This window comes from Kaistella yananensis (assembly GCF_026107505.2).
Classification (GTDB): Bacteria; Bacteroidota; Bacteroidia; order Flavobacteriales; family Weeksellaceae; genus Kaistella; species Kaistella yananensis.
Genome location: NZ_JAPCHZ010000002.1, coordinates 44,319 through 59,271 on the forward strand (window position 1 = coordinate 44,319; position 14,953 = coordinate 59,271).

Consider the following 14,953-nt stretch of genomic DNA (forward strand, 5'->3'; position numbering starts at 1 on the left):
ATTTACACCGAGAACAGTTTTTTCAGTTCGGTGGAATCTGCCGCCTTCATTCTTCCGGAAAGAATAAGCGAAAGTTCTTTTCTTCGTAAAGCGGCATCAAATCTGAGTTTTTCCATATCAGTTTCGGGCTCCATTTTGGGGATCGGAATTGGACGGTTAAATTCATCTACCGCAACAAAGGTATAAATTCCTTCGTTGGTATGAATTTTTTTCTGATTGATCGGATCATCGAGCCAAACATCCACATAAATTTCCATTGAGGTTGAAAATGCGCGCGACACTTTGGATTCAAGCACTACAATTCCGCCTTCCGGAATCGGATGATTGAATGACACGTGATTTACAGAAGCCGTTACCACACGCCTTTCACAATGACGCGCTGCAGATATTGATGCGCAACGGTCCATTTTTGCGAGCAGTTCGCCACCGAAAAGATTTCTAAGAGAATTGGTTTCGTTGGGCAAAACGATATTCGTCATCACCGTTAAGGATTCTGACGCTTTTTTGATTTTTTCCATTTTGATTTTGAGTATTTCTGGGAACTCCATTTTTTTCCCGGAACGGGTGCAATGGCTTTAGATTTTAAAGAATCTGTTTTTGCAGAATCCATCACCGGATTCATCAGCGTGGCAGAATCCTGTTTAACGGAATCTTTTTTAATGGAAGCCTTTACAATTTTAGTTGCAGGTGCAGGTTCCAGACCGTTTCCGAAAGATTTTTTTCCTAAAATAATTTCCGGCTGGGTAATTCCAAAATAAGCCAGTCCTGAAACCCCTAAAAGCAACGGAACGAGCCAGTAAAGCGTTTTACTGAAACGGTAAGAAGTCTGATGATCCTCAGGTTTACTTAACGCTACGGAATTTTTTATTTCAGAAAGGTGAATTTCTTCCAAACCGTAAAAATCCGGTGAAAGGTTTTCAGTTCGGTTTCCGGTAAAGTGAATCTGGCTGTCGTCCAGAATAAAAGTCCCAATATTTTCGAGAACAAACTTCCCTTCTTTCTGTAGAATCGAATACCAGAAATTGGTTTGCTTTTTCACCTCAATTTCAGCATCGATCAGCGGAATATTCTTTTGCTGCGCGACAAAACGTACAAACGAATCATCTGCCGCTGAATTCCCAATCTGAAAGGCGACTTCTTTTCCGGGAGGCAAAATACTTTTCCCGCCTTCATCCACCAAAGCATTGGTGTTTTTCAGATAAAAAGTCCCAAAACCCGGCACCAAAACCTGGCCCTGTTGCTTCAGAAATTCGAGAATGAGAAAAGAGAAATTCATATGGCCGCAAATTTATGTTTTTTGTACCATTTAATCAAAAATAAAAAAGACCGCTCCTAAAAAGCGATCTCTGAATTAGTTGATAAATCAATTATTTGGCAAATTTCACTACTTCGCTTTCAGAACCGTTTGTGATTTTCACCAAATACAATCCGTTTCGTGACACGTTCAGTTCAATTGGAGTTCCGTTAGCCACTGCTTTGAATGATCTTACAAGTTTCCCCGACATTTCGTAAACAGAAATTTCAAGATTTCCTTTACTGGAGGTATAAAGTTTACCTCCGATAACATTGGATTTTTTACCCGTCACAGGATTAGAAACCGCCAAAGTAGCATCTGTAGTTGTACTGGTAAACCCATATGTGGTTGCTGCAAGGTCTCCAGACTGTTTCGTTGCGCCATTCTGCTGGTCTTTAAAAACAAAACCTAAATTATTAACCGTAGTTCCGGAAGGGAAAGTTTTGTTTCCATTGGTAAAAACTTTGGTGTTCAGGTTAATTGTTCCTACATAGGCACCGGCACTGCTGTCCCAATTCATCGACACTGTAGAATTGGTCCACGCATCATCATACACAGTTCCCGTACTGTTGTCTGCGGCATTACTCCACACATGAACCCAAAAAGTTGGAACTTCGAAACCCGGCTCATAAATCGAATAATCGTTGGTAGCACCGTAAGTCAGTTTTACAACACCCTGGGAAACTGTTTGCACTGTTAGCTGTGCAGAATATGCAGCCGCAGCGCATACTGCTAAAAATAAAGAGGAAAGTTTTTTCATATTTCTTGCTTTTAAAATTGTAGAATCTAAATTACTGCAATTTTTGAAAAACAGGAACATTTTCCTCATTTATTTATTAACACAACTTTAAATTTACGGAACCTATTGAAATTTCAAACTCATCCCAAACATAAAATTAACCCCTGCCTGAGAAAAATAAACCGGTCCGTCGTACACATAGCCGTTGTTTACGTATTTTTTATTGAAGATATTGTTGAGCAAAAATTTAAAATCAACATCGGTTTTCTTTAGATTTAAAGTATATTTTGCATTGAAATCGCTAAGGAAATAATCGTCGAGTTTCAGGCTTTCATTGTGTGTGTTATCTAAAAACTGACTTCCAACATATTGATTCTGAATTCCTAAGCTGAATTTTTCAGTCGGATTAAACTGAAGTAACACGTTCGCAATTACCTCCGGAGAAAATGAGATTGGCGTATTTCCAAGCATTTCAATGCCGGAAGAAGTCTCGTTTTTAAAATCCTTGTTTTGGTTTTTGCTCAATGTTAAATTTCCTGAGGCGTTCAACTTTTCCGAAATTTTTGCAATCGCGCCAAGTTCAATTCCCATTCGGTAACTTTGGCCTGAATTTACGCGGATGAATTCTCCCACATTGTTAATCTGTCCGTTCAGTACCAACTGATTCACATAATTCATGTAATAAAGGTTTCCTGTGAACGAAACATTTCCCAGCGTCTTTTCAATTCCGGCTTCGAAATCATAAAGTTTTTCTGCTTCGGTTTCAGGATTCGCGAAAAGATCATCCCGGTTGGGTTCCCGGTGCGCAACGGCCGCGGAAAGGAAAATTTTTCCTGCCGGGATTTTATAATTGATTCCTGCTTTTGGGTTAAAGAAGGTCCATTTCTTATCGAGATTCACTCCTTCATCATCTCCTTGTTGTACAATTTTGGTATCGTAGGTGATGTTTCTCAGCTGTAGATCTCCGAAAAATTCGAATCTGTTTTTAGAAACAATAAACTTGGCAAAACCTGCGATTTCATTTTTTAGCGAGTTGTTTCTGTAATATTCGTGTTCAAAAATCTGTGGGCGGAACACATCAGAAACATTCCCAAAATGCCTGCCGTAATATTGGTTTCCAACGATTCCGAAATTCAGATCCAAATTTTCAAACTTTCCGTAAAGCGTAGAAACGGCTCCGTAAAAATCGTTGTCGAGCCATTTTTTACGGATGAAATCGCTGCGTTTGATTTCAGCACCGTTTTCTAAAATATTGGGAAGGTTGTATTTTGAAAATTTCGCATCCTGTTTGTAATTTTCGTAATACCCCTTGCCAATGGTATAATGGAAAGTAGTTTCCAGATTCCAGCGGTCACTAAGGTTCTGCTCCCACAAGAGCTGATAATGATTTTGGCGGTAATTGTCGGTTTCGTTATCGTAAAATCCTACGATATTCTCCCAGTTTTGGTCATAAATTGCTCCGGAATAATTGAATTTGGGATTGGTTTCCCAGGTTGTTTTGTCAACGCCGTTCCAGGCCTGATAGGTTTTTTCCTTTCCTCCGAAAGCCATCAAACGGATTTTGGTTTTGTTCTCCTCAAAAAGCGCGGTGAAGTTATACGAATGCAGATCAGAAAAAGCCCTGTCGATATACCCATCCGAATGAATATTGGTGTAACGCCCCATCAGAGAAAGTCTGTCATTCCAGAATTTACCGGAACCTACTTCTGCAGAATATTTGTAGGTATTGAAAGAGCCGTAACTGTTATCCGATTTCACATAAAATTTTTCATCCGGATTTTTAGAAATCACGTTGACACTTGCTCCAAATGCCGAAACTCCGTTGGAAGATGTTCCCACGCCTCGTTGGATCACAATTTGCGATGCAGAACTTGTTAAGTCCGGAACATTCACAAAAAAGGTTCCCTGAGATTCGGAATCGTTATAAGGCACGCCGTTCAGCATAACATTAATTCCGTTGCCGCCGACCCCACGGATTCTGAAACCGGTGTAGCCTACGCCGTTTCCGGCATCTGAAGTTGAAATGACTGAAGTCTGGTTTTTCAGCAAAATCGGTAAATCCTGACCGAGATTTTTAATCCCCAAATCCTTTTCAACGTTGATGATTTCTTTGGAAACCGGTAATCTTTTTGTGAAATTTACACTTTCGATGTTGTGAATTTTCAAGGTATCCTGCGATGTTTGTGCAAGATAAAACGGGCCTGCGAACAGCCCTAAAATAACAAATCCTTTCATTCTTTTAATTTTTAAGATTAATTGAATAAAAGGGGTCGAAAAAAATTATACAATAAATAGGTCCGCAGACCGCTCCCTAAACAGCATTACCTGTTCCAGGTTCATTGGGTATAATCTCAGCTTTTTATAGCACCCCTTTAATTTCAGCGGCGAAAGTACAAAATTTTTAATTAATAACGAATATTATTGGAATCTACGTAATAATAATTTTTCCCGTCTTTGGTCACTTCAAAAAGCCGCGCAAGCTTCCAGCTGAAATTTCTTTTGATGTCGCTGTATTCGAAAGGGATCACCACTTTATTATTGATGTCGATTACCCCAAATTTATTTTTGTACGACGCAATAATCATTGGATTTTTGAGATCATCACCTTCCAGAATATGCAGATAATCGTATTGAGGATAGATTGTAAACTGTCGGTAATCCACGGGATTTTCAAATTTAGAATCTTCGATAATTCCATAGGCGTGATTCATAACGTAGGCATGAAAAAGCTGTGCTTTAAATTCAGGCGTACATTGTCCGAGATCAGTTTTTTTGAACTGATAGACACGGATTCCGGCCTGATTGATACGGAAATCCTGACCGTTTAAACGAACAGAGGCATATTTGGAAGAGCCGAATTTCTTCACCTTTGGATTGGGAGAATTCAGCAGATTGCAGTCTTCTGTAAAAAATCCGACATTGCTGTACTCAGGTTTAATAATGGTTTTGCCTTTTTGATTAACAAATCCGAATTTCCCGTTGATCTTATGTGGAATCAGGGCAGGAATGGAATCATTTACCTTCACCAAATCGGGATTGGTTCTCGCTGAAACTGTTTTTGTAACCGTTTTCTTTTTAGCGACATTGTGTTTCTGACCAGATAAGATCAGGGCGAAGCTGATTAAAATCAAACTTAAAACGTTCTTCATGACTTTCTTTTTGCAAACTTAGGTCCAAAAATAACGTTTTAAATGTTTCTGAAAATAAAGAACAAAACCAATATGGCCATAATAACATACAATGCGTTTTGCCCATACAGGAATTTTCTCGTTTTTGGATAGCGGGTTTTTAAACTTTCAGTACTAAAAGCAATGCCTAAAGTGATATAGGGAATGGAGGCGACCAATAAAGGATTGTATGCGAAAGCTTCTTTGAAATTGAGATGAAGAAGTTCATGAATGGCGCGTTGAGAGCCACAGCCGGGGCAGCTGTATCCGGAAAGGTATTTCACCGGACACTGCGGAAAAAAACCACTGTTCGCCGGGCTGTAGGAAAAGTAAATAATTCCCAGTATAAGAATGCCGGAACCTGCTAGCAGTAAATTAAATTGTTTTTTGATGGTGATTATATGTTTTTATAAATATAATTAAAAGAACAACCTGTGAAAATCTTAACGATGTAAACTTCAACCCCACTATTTTTTTCCAGTCAATTAGTAAAAAAATATTATACTTCCTATTAACGAGGCAATTGATGTCGATATAAATGATATAAGAAATAGTTTAAATAATTTAAATCCACTGTCGTTTAAAATTTTGTTTAGTAAAATATTAATTAGCAATATTAACACGGATAGAATCAGACCCAATATAATTCCAGCTAAAAATCTTCGAATAAAATAATTTGGTAGATCTTCCAACTGCCTTTCATAAGTTAGTTGACTTCCTAAAAAGAAAAAAGAAATTAAAAATCCTATTAGAAGTATACTAACTAAGATTAAAGTAAAATTAATTGCATTTCTTAGCATTTTCGTTGTTTTAGAATTACACCTAACTCCCAAATATATGCATCTTATCGAAAATGCACAAAAGACTAATTACTGTGCATAGTTATTTCGGGTCAGGTCACGCTAAGGTTTAAGTGTGGTTTCCTTGCACACAGGTCCAATAGACTATTGGATCAACAATGGCTTTACAATTTTTCATTAAGAATCATGAGCGAAGGAAACCCCACGATGAGCAGACGAAAACTGAACTTCAGCAAATGATTTTCAATAAGAGGTTAAGACACCCGAAGGGATATGGCAAATATAACTAAAATTGTGGTTCTGGAAGCTCTGCTGTCATTACTCTTCCTGAAAAACAACCGCAAAGGCTGCCCATACTTATATAAGAGAAGTATTGCTTTAAAACTTCACCTCAGTTTTTTTTAAGAATCACCGAAAATAGATTCTCAGCATAGTATTTATATTTAATCTAAATGATATTCGTCAGTTTTAAGGTTAAAATTTTGTATTTTTGAGCTTCTTTAATTTTAACAAAAAAAAACAGATATGACTTTCGACATTGACATGATCAAAAAAGTGTATGAGCGTTATCCTGAAAAGGTTGCTGCAGCAAGAGCAGTCGTGGGAAAACCGTTGACACTTTCTGAAAAAATCCTTTATACACACCTTTGGGAAGGCAATGCAACCCAGGCTTATGAAAGAGGGAATTCTTATGTAGATTTCGCTCCGGACCGTGTTGCGATGCAGGATGCTACCGCGCAGATGGCACTTTTACAGTTCATGCAGGCAGGGAAATCCAAAGTTGCAGTTCCATCGACAGCGCATGCCGATCACCTTATTCAGGCAAGAGTGGGTGCTGAAGCAGATTTGCAGGAAGGAATCAATAAAAACTCAGAAGTTTTCAATTTCTTAAGTTCAGTTTGTGATAAATACGGCATTGGTTTCTGGAAACCGGGTGCAGGAATTATTCACCAAGTGGTGCTTGAAAATTACGCATTTCCAGGCGGAATGATGATCGGTACCGATTCGCACACTGTAAACGCAGGGGGATTAGGAATGGTAGCAATTGGTGTTGGTGGTGCCGATGCAGTAGATGTAATGGCCGGGATGGCCTGGGAACTGAAAATGCCTAAATTAATTGGTGTGAAATTAACCGGTAAACTCAACGGATGGACTTCTGCAAAAGATGTTATCCTGAAAGTAGCTGGAATTTTAACCGTAAAAGGTGGAACAGGCTGCATCGTTGAATATTTCGGGGAAGGTGCACAAAACCTTTCTGCAACAGGAAAAGGAACCATCTGTAACATGGGTGCCGAGATTGGCGCGACGACTTCAACGTTCGGGTACGATGATTCCATGAGAAGATATTTAGCTGCAACCGGAAGACAGGATGTGGTAGATGCTGCTGATGCTATTGCAGAACACTTGACAGGTGATGCTGAAGTTTATGCAAACCCTGAGCAGTATTTCGATCAGGTGATTGAAATTAATCTTGATGAATTGGCACCACACTTAAACGGACCGTTCACACCGGATTTGGCAACTCCTGTTTCAGAATTCCGAGCAAAAGCTGAAGCTAACGGCTGGCCGCTTGATGTGGAATGGGCACTGATCGGTTCATGCACCAACTCATCTTACGAAGATTTATCAAGAGCCGCTTCAATTGTTGAAGACGCAGTGGCTAAAGGAGTGAAGCCAAAAGCGATTCTCGGGATTAACCCAGGTTCTGAACAGGTGAAATTCACCGCAGAAAGAGATGGTTTCCTTAACTCATTTAGAAAGTTTGATTCAGCAAGAATCTTTACCAATGCCTGCGGACCGTGTATCGGGCAGTGGGATCGTGAAGGTGCTGAAAAAGGCGAGAAAAACTCAATCATTCACTCTTTCAACAGAAACTTTGCAAAAAGAGCCGATGGTAACCCAAATACCCACGCGTTCGTAGCGTCACCGGAAATGGTAGCTGCGGTAGCAATTTCAGGTAGACTGGATTTCAACCCGATTACCGATACTTTAACCAACCAAAATGGCGAGCAGATTAAGCTTGATGAGCCTAAAGGCTTCGAACTTCCTGCAAAAGGTTTTGCAGTAGACGATAACGGTTATCAGGCGCCTTCAGAAGACGGTTCTTCGGTAAAGGTTGTAGTGAACCCAGATTCCGACAGACTTCAGTTGCTGGAGCCTTTCCAGCCTTGGGACGGACAAAATATTACAGGAGCTAAAGTCTTGATTAAAGCATTTGGAAAGTGTACCACCGACCACATTTCTATGGCAGGTCCATGGTTGAAATACAGAGGTCATTTGGATAATATCTCGAACAACATGTTAATTGGTGCAGTGAACGCTTATAACATGGAAACCAATAAAGTTAAAAACGCGCTGACCGGAGAATACGGCGAAGTTCCTGCTGTGGCAAGAGCTTACAAAGCTGCCGGAGTTCCTACCATCGTTGTGGGTGACCAAAACTATGGTGAAGGTTCTTCCAGAGAGCATGCAGCGATGGAACCAAGACATTTGGGCGTTCGCGCAGTTTTGGTAAAATCTTTTGCGAGAATTCACGAAACGAATCTTAAAAAGCAGGGAATGCTAGGTCTTACATTTGTGGATCCTGAAGAATACGACAAAATCCGTGAAGATGACACCGTAAACTTCTTAGATTTGGATCAGTTTGCACCAAACCGTCCGCTTCAACTGGAGTTTGTACATTCCGACGGAACGAAGGATATTATTTTGGCAAACCACACGTATAATGAACAACAGATCGGCTGGTTTAAAGCAGGTTCTGCATTGAATCTAATCGCGGAGGAAGCGCGAAACAACGCATAATCCTTCATCTGTAAATAAAAAAACCGTTCAAATTAACTGAACGGTTTTTTTTTTCAATTTTTTAAGATTTTAATCTACATAAATTCCTGCCCAGCTTTTTTTCAATGGTAAAAGAAAATCGCTCAGAAAAGCAACATATGTATTCTTTGAAAAGTCGAAAACTTCAATATCATGGGAGATTTCGCCTTCCTTTAAACCTTTCCGGAAGTCCTGCAGCTTCATGGTTTTAAGCTCGCCGTTTTCTATGAAACTGGCTTTCATTCTGTCAAATAAACCCAGCTGAAATTCACCATCAATTTCTCTCATCGCCTGTCCTAAAGCATCAATAGAACATCCTGAAGCGGCTTCTTTCTCCTCATCAACACAAATCACGATAAACTGATTCTTCTCGATCTTGAATGAAGATGAAAGTGGTTTTCCGTGTGCTGCCCAGGTGGCCAGAAAGTCGTATAATTTTTCAGTAATTATTTTACTTTCTTTAGGCGCAAAAGGTCGCGAAGCAGGGTAAATAATCACTCTGTAATCACTGGTTTCTACAATATTAGATTCTTCTATTTTCATTTTTAAAAAGAGTTTAAATACTCGACTTAATAAGATTCAAGACAAGAACAGTAAAGTCCTGAAATCTGTTGTCATTTTATAAATCCTCCGCTTCTGCTAAAAGTTCCACAATATCCTTAACGGCAACTTCTTCATTTTTATTGAAATGTTTCACCCCGTCGGTCATCATCGTATTGCAGAACGGGCATCCGGTAGCGATGATATTCGGAGTTTCAGAGAGCGCTTCTTCTGTACGCTCCACATTGATGTCTTTGTCGCCTTTTTCAGGCTCTTTGAACATCTGTGCACCTCCCGCTCCACAACATAAACCATTGGATTTGCATCGCTTCATTTCTACCAATTCCGCATCGAGTTTCTCAAGAAGCATTCTCGGTGCTTCGTATTCGCCGTTAGCTCTGCCAAGATAACAAGGATCATGGAAAGTGATTTTCTTTCCTTTAAAACTTCCGCCTTCTACCTTCAAACGGCCTTCTTCCATCAGTTTTCTGAGGAACTGGGTGTGATGCATAACTTCATAGTTTCCGCCCAATCCAGGATACTCGTTTTTAATGATATTGAAACAATGTGGACATGCCGTTACGATTTTTTTTACTTCGTAAGCATTCATGATTTCGATGTTCGTAAGGGCCATCATCTGGAAGATGAATTCGTTTCCGGCACGTTTTGCAGGATCGCCGTTGCAGCTTTCTTCCTGGCCCAGCACTGCAAATTCAACGCCTACTTTGTGCAGAATCTTACAGAACGCTTTGGTGATTTTCTTCGCTCTGTCGTCGAAACTTCCGGCGCAGCCAACAAAAAATAAAACTTCAGGTGCCTTTCCTTCGGCAGCATATTCTGCCATTGTTTTTATTGTGAAATCCATTTTTTCAATATGAAATGTGAGAATTTGAAATTTGAAAATGTAATTAAATAACTTCCAAATTTTGAAATTGATTTTATCTAATTATTCTTTTGCCCAGTTTAAGCGATCGGCCTGATTATAAGCCCATGGAGCTGCGTTGTTCTCCACATTGGTCATCATAACGTTCAATTCGCTTGGCGCGGAAGACTGTTCCATGACCAAAAATCTACGCATTTCGAAAATAATCGACAGTGGGTCAATCAATACAGGACAGGCTTCTACGCAGGCGTTACACGTGGTACACGCCCAAAGTTCTTCTCTCTGGATATGATCATCGAGCAGTTTCTTGCCGTCGTCGACAAATTTGCCGTTTTTGTTGATGTTTTTTGCCACTTCTTCGATGCGGTCTCTTGTATCCATCATGATCTTACGCGGCGAAAGTTTCTTGCCTGTAAGATTGGCAGGACAAACGGCAGTACAACGGCCACATTCAGTACATGAATAAGCATTGAGTAACTGAACCTGATTAAGATCAAAGATATCATTCGCCCCAAATTTATCAGGAACAGCATTAGGATCTGCATCGGGTGCTGCGGCGTAAGGATCTGCATTTGGATCCATCATCAGCTTTATCTCTTTGGTAACAGAATCTAAATTATTGAATTTCCCTTTCGGCTGCAGATTGGCAAACCAAGTGTTCGGGAATGCGAGAATAATATGCAGATGCTTTGAATAATAAAGGTAATTCATGAAGAACAGAATTCCAACAAAATGAAACCACCAGGCTCCTCTTTCAAGAAAGACCAAAGTGCTGTCGCCTAAATTGCTGAAAAGAGGTGCAATCAACCCAGATGAAACAGGGAAACTGCCATGTTCAGCCAGAACACCTCTCTGCTGAAGAACCCAGTCTGCGGTATTCATGGTGAAAAACGCTATCATTAAAGCAAATTCAATAATCAGAATCCAGTTGGCATCCTGTTTTGGCCAGCCGAAAAGTTCTTTCATGGTTAGTCTTCGCACCCCGTAGAAATTTCTTCTGATAAAGAATATTACGACTGCGATTACGACTAAAAGTGCTAAAATTTCAAGTGTCGCTGTAAAGGCTGCATAAAAAGAATCACCAAGAATCCCGGCTAAGAAACGGTGAGTCCCGAAAATACCGTCGACAATAATCTCAATCAATTCAATATTGATAATTACAAATCCTACATACACGAACATATGCAGAATCCCGGCAATTGGTCTTTTGCCCATTTTGCTTTGCCCTAAAGCGACTCTTGCCATTGTTTTCCAGCGTAGATCCGGATGATCGGTGCGGTCGATTTTCTTTCCGAGCTGTATGTTTCGGTAAATTTCCTTTAAGCTTTTAAAGAAGAGTCCAAAGCCCGCAATAAGGGCAATGATGAAAATAATATTGTCAATATATTGCATATTGAAGGGGGTTTTTAGTCTTTAGGCGTGCTGTTCTTTCCGAATACAGAGAAGTTAAGATATCTTTTCGGATTGGCCTTCAGGTCCAGGATAAGATTATTTAAGTTCGCCGACGATTCATTAAGATTATTGTAAAGTTGCTCATCTTTTGTGAGTTTACCAAGCGATCCTTCACCATTTTGTATGCCGGAAATAATACCGTTGAGTTTATCTGCCGTTAAACTTAATTTATCAATGGTGTTGTTGAGTTTCTGCACATCAACTTCATCGGCAACCCGTCCATATTTATCGATGGTGGTTTTTGCGCTTACCGTAGCAAGATTTGCATTATCGAGCATTTTTTGAATGCGCGGATCATTATTGGCAAGCAGCGCATTGGTTTGTTGTGAGGTAGATTCAAATGAAGTTACTGTACGGTTAAGACTCGAAAGCAGTGCACGTATTGCCTGCTGATTCTGCGCATCGGTCATTGCGTTAGCATTCATCATCAAGCTGTCAACTCTTTTCAATACGATTTGCAGCTGGTCTTTCACCGGCCCCACCTGCGATGAGATATTATTCATCATCGAAAGCTTGAAAGCGCCCTTCAATGTATCACCGTCCTTAGCCATAGGACTTCCGTAGGCGAGGTTTACCCGCATTTCTTTTCCTGACATTAATCCAGGTTCGAAAATCTCTAAAGTAGAACGTTTGGAGAACTCGAAATTATCGTCTACCGTAACTTTTACTACGAAATGAATCTTCCCGTCGGGTTCTGTGATCGGAATGATCTGATCAACTTGCCCCACCTTTAATCCATTGATTGACACCGGATTAGAAGCCTCTAAACCTTCTACATTATCAAATTTTGCGTAAAAAATATTGTCGGTTGTGAAAAGGCTTTTGCCTTTCATGAATTGGAACAGAATTATAAATCCTACAATTGCTAAAATTGCGATTAACCCTGCTTTTATTTCTTTTGTGAACTTCACTTTTTCTTAATTTTTAATGGACAAATATAATACATTTTCAACGAAATTTTTAAATCTCCGGTCAGCAATGCAAAAAGCGACCCATAAGGATCGCTTTGATATTATTAAATTACTTTTCGACTTATTGCTGTGCAGCCTGGTTATAAACCTCAATCCTGTAATCTTCGATTTTAGCATTGTCCTGAAGGCTCTTCAGCAATGCCTGACCGAACTGCTGCGAGTTCTGGCTGGCTAATGCCTGGGTTACCTGCTTGATGTCTCCCGGTTGTTTGTTAAGTGTTTCAGATTTTTTTACTAAAACATAAACTCCCGTCATTCCTTCTACCGGATTTGAAACTTTACCCTTTGCAACACCAAATGCTGCACCGGCTACTTTAGGCTCCATAGCTCCGGCAATCTGAGGGCTCAACATATTCACCTGTGCAGTTTGCTTCGCAGACCCGAACATTTTAGCGATCTGATCTAAGCTTGTTGCTTTGGCAGCGGTAATTTTATCTGAGATCTGTTTTGCTAAAATTCTGTTTTTAACAATTGGTTCAATCTGATCACGAACTGCTTCCGGATCAGCAGTTCCCGGATCCTGAATTCCATTAAGGTAAGCTACGATTCTGTCTCCTGTACCATCAACCGTGAAGATATCAGCATCGCCTTTTTCACGTTTCTTATTAAATGCCCATGCGATAATTTCTTCGTCTTTATCCGTACCCAATCCTGGTAACTGACCCTGAAAACGGCCAACTTCTTTAGGATTGAAGAACTGGTAATTGTTTTTCTTCGCTACATTGGCAAAATCATTAAATGTTTTACCCTGAATCTGCTGAATAAATCGTGTTGCTTTAGTGTAAACCTCGCTTTCAGTTTTGTCTGAAGGTTTTATTGCTTTTACGAGGTTGGCAACTTTATAAGTCATCGCACCGGATTTCTTGTCCTCGATATTGATGATATGATAACCAAACTGTGTTTCCACAACTCCAGTGGCTCCTTTTCCATTATTCGCAAGGAAACTTAAATATTCCGGAACGAATGGCGTTGCAGGAGTTGTCCAGCCTACGCTTCCACCCTGTCCCGCAGATCCCGGATCAGAAGAATATTTCAGGAATTCTGCAAATTTAGCAGGTGTTGCTTTCAAAACAGCACCGATGGAATCTGCTAATTTTTTCGCTTCTTCTTTTGTTCTAGTCTCATTTGCACCAGCCTGATTTCCTTTATAAGAAACAAGAATATGTCTGGACAGTGTAGAGTCTGAAGGTTTTTTATCTAAAAGTTTAGATACAACATAAAAGTTCTGCTCTTTGTAAGGACCAAAAGTTGTTCCTACTGCCGCACCTGCAACTTTATCTTTAATGGCAGCCGGCAGCTGTTCCGCTGAAAAGTAAGTTGGGTTATAAGGTAGGTCGGAATTAAGTGAAACAAACATTGAATCGTTTGTAGTGTTCTGGAAATTTTCTTTTCCGTCACTCATATCCGTTCCTTTCGAGAACAGTTTATTGATTTCGGCCTGGGTTACAGCTTCGTCCTGAGGGCTTGCTGCCGCTGGGAAATAAACCAATCCAATATTTCTGCTGGCATCTCTTTTAAACAGAATCGGATGTTTCTTGATATAATCTTCTAAATCTTTTGTTGTAACTTTCACAGGATTTTTCTGAGCGTATGTTGCATAATCAACTTTCACAAAATCGATGTCAGCAACCTGGTCTCTCTGCTTCATCATTTCCTCAGCCTCTTTTTTGCTTACGGTAATCCCTGTTGAAACGTTGGCGAAAAGCTGTCGGGCCATCATTCTGTATTCGATGGCTTTTTTTGTTTTCAACCAGTTGTTGTACATTTCTACGTTTCCGCTGTTACGAAGTTCTTCGATCTGTTTTTTAATTTCCTGCACTTTGAAATTTCCCTTTGCATCAAAATTTTCTGGATTCTGCGCAAACATAGGATCAAACTGCAATTGGTTATAGAACATGTCATCGGTTAAGGTAAGTCCCATTTTTTCGAATTGCTGCTTAATCAGTTTCGACTGTACTACCATTTGCCAAGCCTGTTCCTCCAGACCTTTTGTAGGCTGCCCTTGCTGCTGTGCCTGCTGCTGAAGTATGAAAAGCTGATCATCGAAATCTTCTTTTGTAATTTCATCACCATTTACTTTTCCGTAAACACCCGGTTTTGCACCGAATAATTGCTCCAAACTGTCAGGATTTACAACGAAAGCTAACATCGCAACTGCGATAATCCCCATTAAAAGCCAAGGTCTGTTTCTAATCTCTCCTAAAACTGCCATCTTTTTTGTATAATTTTATCAGTTTGCGAAAATACACATTTTTAAGAGATTAAGAAAAATTTTAAACATTTTAAA

The 14,953-nt window shown here is 39.8% G+C and carries 12 protein-coding genes; 1 reads left to right on the forward strand and 11 read right to left on the reverse strand.

Annotated elements, in window-relative coordinates:
- Positions 1 to 2: 2 nt before the first annotated feature.
- The 6 genes from OK344_RS04405 to OK344_RS04430 all read right to left on the reverse strand — a co-directional run bounded on the left by OK344_RS04405 (position 3) and on the right by OK344_RS04430 (position 5,484).
- A complete protein-coding gene (locus OK344_RS04405) occupies positions 3 to 518 on the reverse strand; it encodes an acyl-CoA thioesterase (protein WP_088468226.1) in 516 nt (171 codons plus the stop codon).
- The gene (locus OK344_RS04410) at positions 485 to 1,276 is read right to left on the reverse strand and encodes an HU domain-containing protein (protein WP_265143649.1); all 792 of its coding nucleotides are present in this window, start codon (positions 1,274 to 1,276) and stop codon (positions 485 to 487) included. Before OK344_RS04410 ends, OK344_RS04405 begins: the two co-directional genes overlap by 34 nt.
- Positions 1,277 to 1,367: 91 nt before the next feature.
- A complete protein-coding gene (locus tag OK344_RS04415; RefSeq protein ID WP_265143650.1) occupies positions 1,368 to 2,054 on the reverse strand; it encodes a T9SS type A sorting domain-containing protein in 687 nt (228 codons plus the stop codon).
- Between the two features lie 102 nt (positions 2,055 to 2,156).
- The gene (locus tag OK344_RS04420) at positions 2,157 to 4,268 is read right to left on the reverse strand and encodes a TonB-dependent receptor (RefSeq protein WP_265143651.1); all 2,112 of its coding nucleotides are present in this window, start codon (positions 4,266 to 4,268) and stop codon (positions 2,157 to 2,159) included.
- A gap of 170 nt (positions 4,269 to 4,438) precedes the next feature.
- Positions 4,439 to 5,182, reverse strand: coding sequence for a WG repeat-containing protein (locus OK344_RS04425; RefSeq protein ID WP_265143652.1), 744 nt, complete (start codon positions 5,180 to 5,182; stop codon positions 4,439 to 4,441).
- A gap of 38 nt (positions 5,183 to 5,220) precedes the next feature.
- Complete coding sequence (locus tag OK344_RS04430) at positions 5,221 to 5,484, reverse strand: DUF2752 domain-containing protein (protein ID WP_228399595.1); 264 nt, start codon at positions 5,482 to 5,484, stop codon at positions 5,221 to 5,223.
- Between the two features lie 1,041 nt (positions 5,485 to 6,525).
- On the opposite strand from OK344_RS04430, the gene OK344_RS04435 reads away from it, so the two are divergent.
- On the forward strand, positions 6,526 to 8,802 hold the full coding sequence (locus OK344_RS04435; protein WP_265143653.1) for an aconitate hydratase: 2,277 nt from the start codon (positions 6,526 to 6,528) through the stop codon (positions 8,800 to 8,802).
- Positions 8,803 to 8,871: 69 nt separating this feature from the next.
- Here OK344_RS04435 and OK344_RS04440 read toward each other — a convergent pair whose 3' ends face one another.
- The 5 genes from OK344_RS04440 to OK344_RS04460 form a co-directional block, all read right to left on the reverse strand.
- On the reverse strand, positions 8,872 to 9,363 hold the full coding sequence (locus OK344_RS04440; protein WP_265143654.1) for a hypothetical protein: 492 nt from the start codon (positions 9,361 to 9,363) through the stop codon (positions 8,872 to 8,874).
- A 76-nt stretch (positions 9,364 to 9,439) separates the two neighbouring features.
- Positions 9,440 to 10,225, reverse strand: a complete 786-nt coding sequence (locus OK344_RS04445) for a (Fe-S)-binding protein (RefSeq protein WP_265143655.1) — start codon at positions 10,223 to 10,225, stop codon at positions 9,440 to 9,442.
- Positions 10,226 to 10,306: 81 nt separating this feature from the next.
- Entirely contained in the window at positions 10,307 to 11,635 is a 1,329-nt protein-coding gene (locus OK344_RS04450; protein WP_265143656.1) for a 4Fe-4S dicluster domain-containing protein, read from the reverse strand.
- Positions 11,636 to 11,649: 14 nt separating this feature from the next.
- Positions 11,650 to 12,606 (reverse strand): MlaD family protein, encoded by a 957-nt coding sequence (locus tag OK344_RS04455; RefSeq protein ID WP_265143657.1) that lies wholly within the window; start codon positions 12,604 to 12,606, stop codon positions 11,650 to 11,652.
- 121 nt (positions 12,607 to 12,727) lie between these two features.
- A complete protein-coding gene (locus OK344_RS04460) occupies positions 12,728 to 14,878 on the reverse strand; it encodes a peptidylprolyl isomerase (RefSeq protein WP_265143658.1) in 2,151 nt (716 codons plus the stop codon).
- Positions 14,879 to 14,953: the final 75 nt, after the last annotated feature.

What these genes read in the sequence shown, in the direction of transcription:
- OK344_RS04405 (WP_088468226.1), bottom strand. Translation starts at nt 518, where the DNA reads ATGGAAAAAATCAAAAAAGCGTCAGAATCCTTAACGGTGATGACGAAT.
- OK344_RS04410 (WP_265143649.1), bottom strand. Translation starts at nt 1,276, where the DNA reads ATGAATTTCTCTTTTCTCATTCTCGAATTTCTGAAGCAACAGGGCCAG.
- OK344_RS04415 (WP_265143650.1), bottom strand. Translation starts at nt 2,054, where the DNA reads ATGAAAAAACTTTCCTCTTTATTTTTAGCAGTATGCGCTGCGGCTGCA.
- OK344_RS04420 (WP_265143651.1), bottom strand. Translation starts at nt 4,268, where the DNA reads ATGAAAGGATTTGTTATTTTAGGGCTGTTCGCAGGCCCGTTTTATCTT.
- OK344_RS04425 (WP_265143652.1), bottom strand. Translation starts at nt 5,182, where the DNA reads ATGAAGAACGTTTTAAGTTTGATTTTAATCAGCTTCGCCCTGATCTTA.
- OK344_RS04435 (WP_265143653.1), top strand. Translation starts at nt 6,526, where the DNA reads ATGACTTTCGACATTGACATGATCAAAAAAGTGTATGAGCGTTATCCT.
- OK344_RS04440 (WP_265143654.1), bottom strand. Translation starts at nt 9,363, where the DNA reads ATGAAAATAGAAGAATCTAATATTGTAGAAACCAGTGATTACAGAGTG.
- OK344_RS04445 (WP_265143655.1), bottom strand. Translation starts at nt 10,225, where the DNA reads ATGGATTTCACAATAAAAACAATGGCAGAATATGCTGCCGAAGGAAAG.
- OK344_RS04450 (WP_265143656.1), bottom strand. Translation starts at nt 11,635, where the DNA reads ATGCAATATATTGACAATATTATTTTCATCATTGCCCTTATTGCGGGC.
- OK344_RS04460 (WP_265143658.1), bottom strand. Translation starts at nt 14,878, where the DNA reads ATGGCAGTTTTAGGAGAGATTAGAAACAGACCTTGGCTTTTAATGGGG.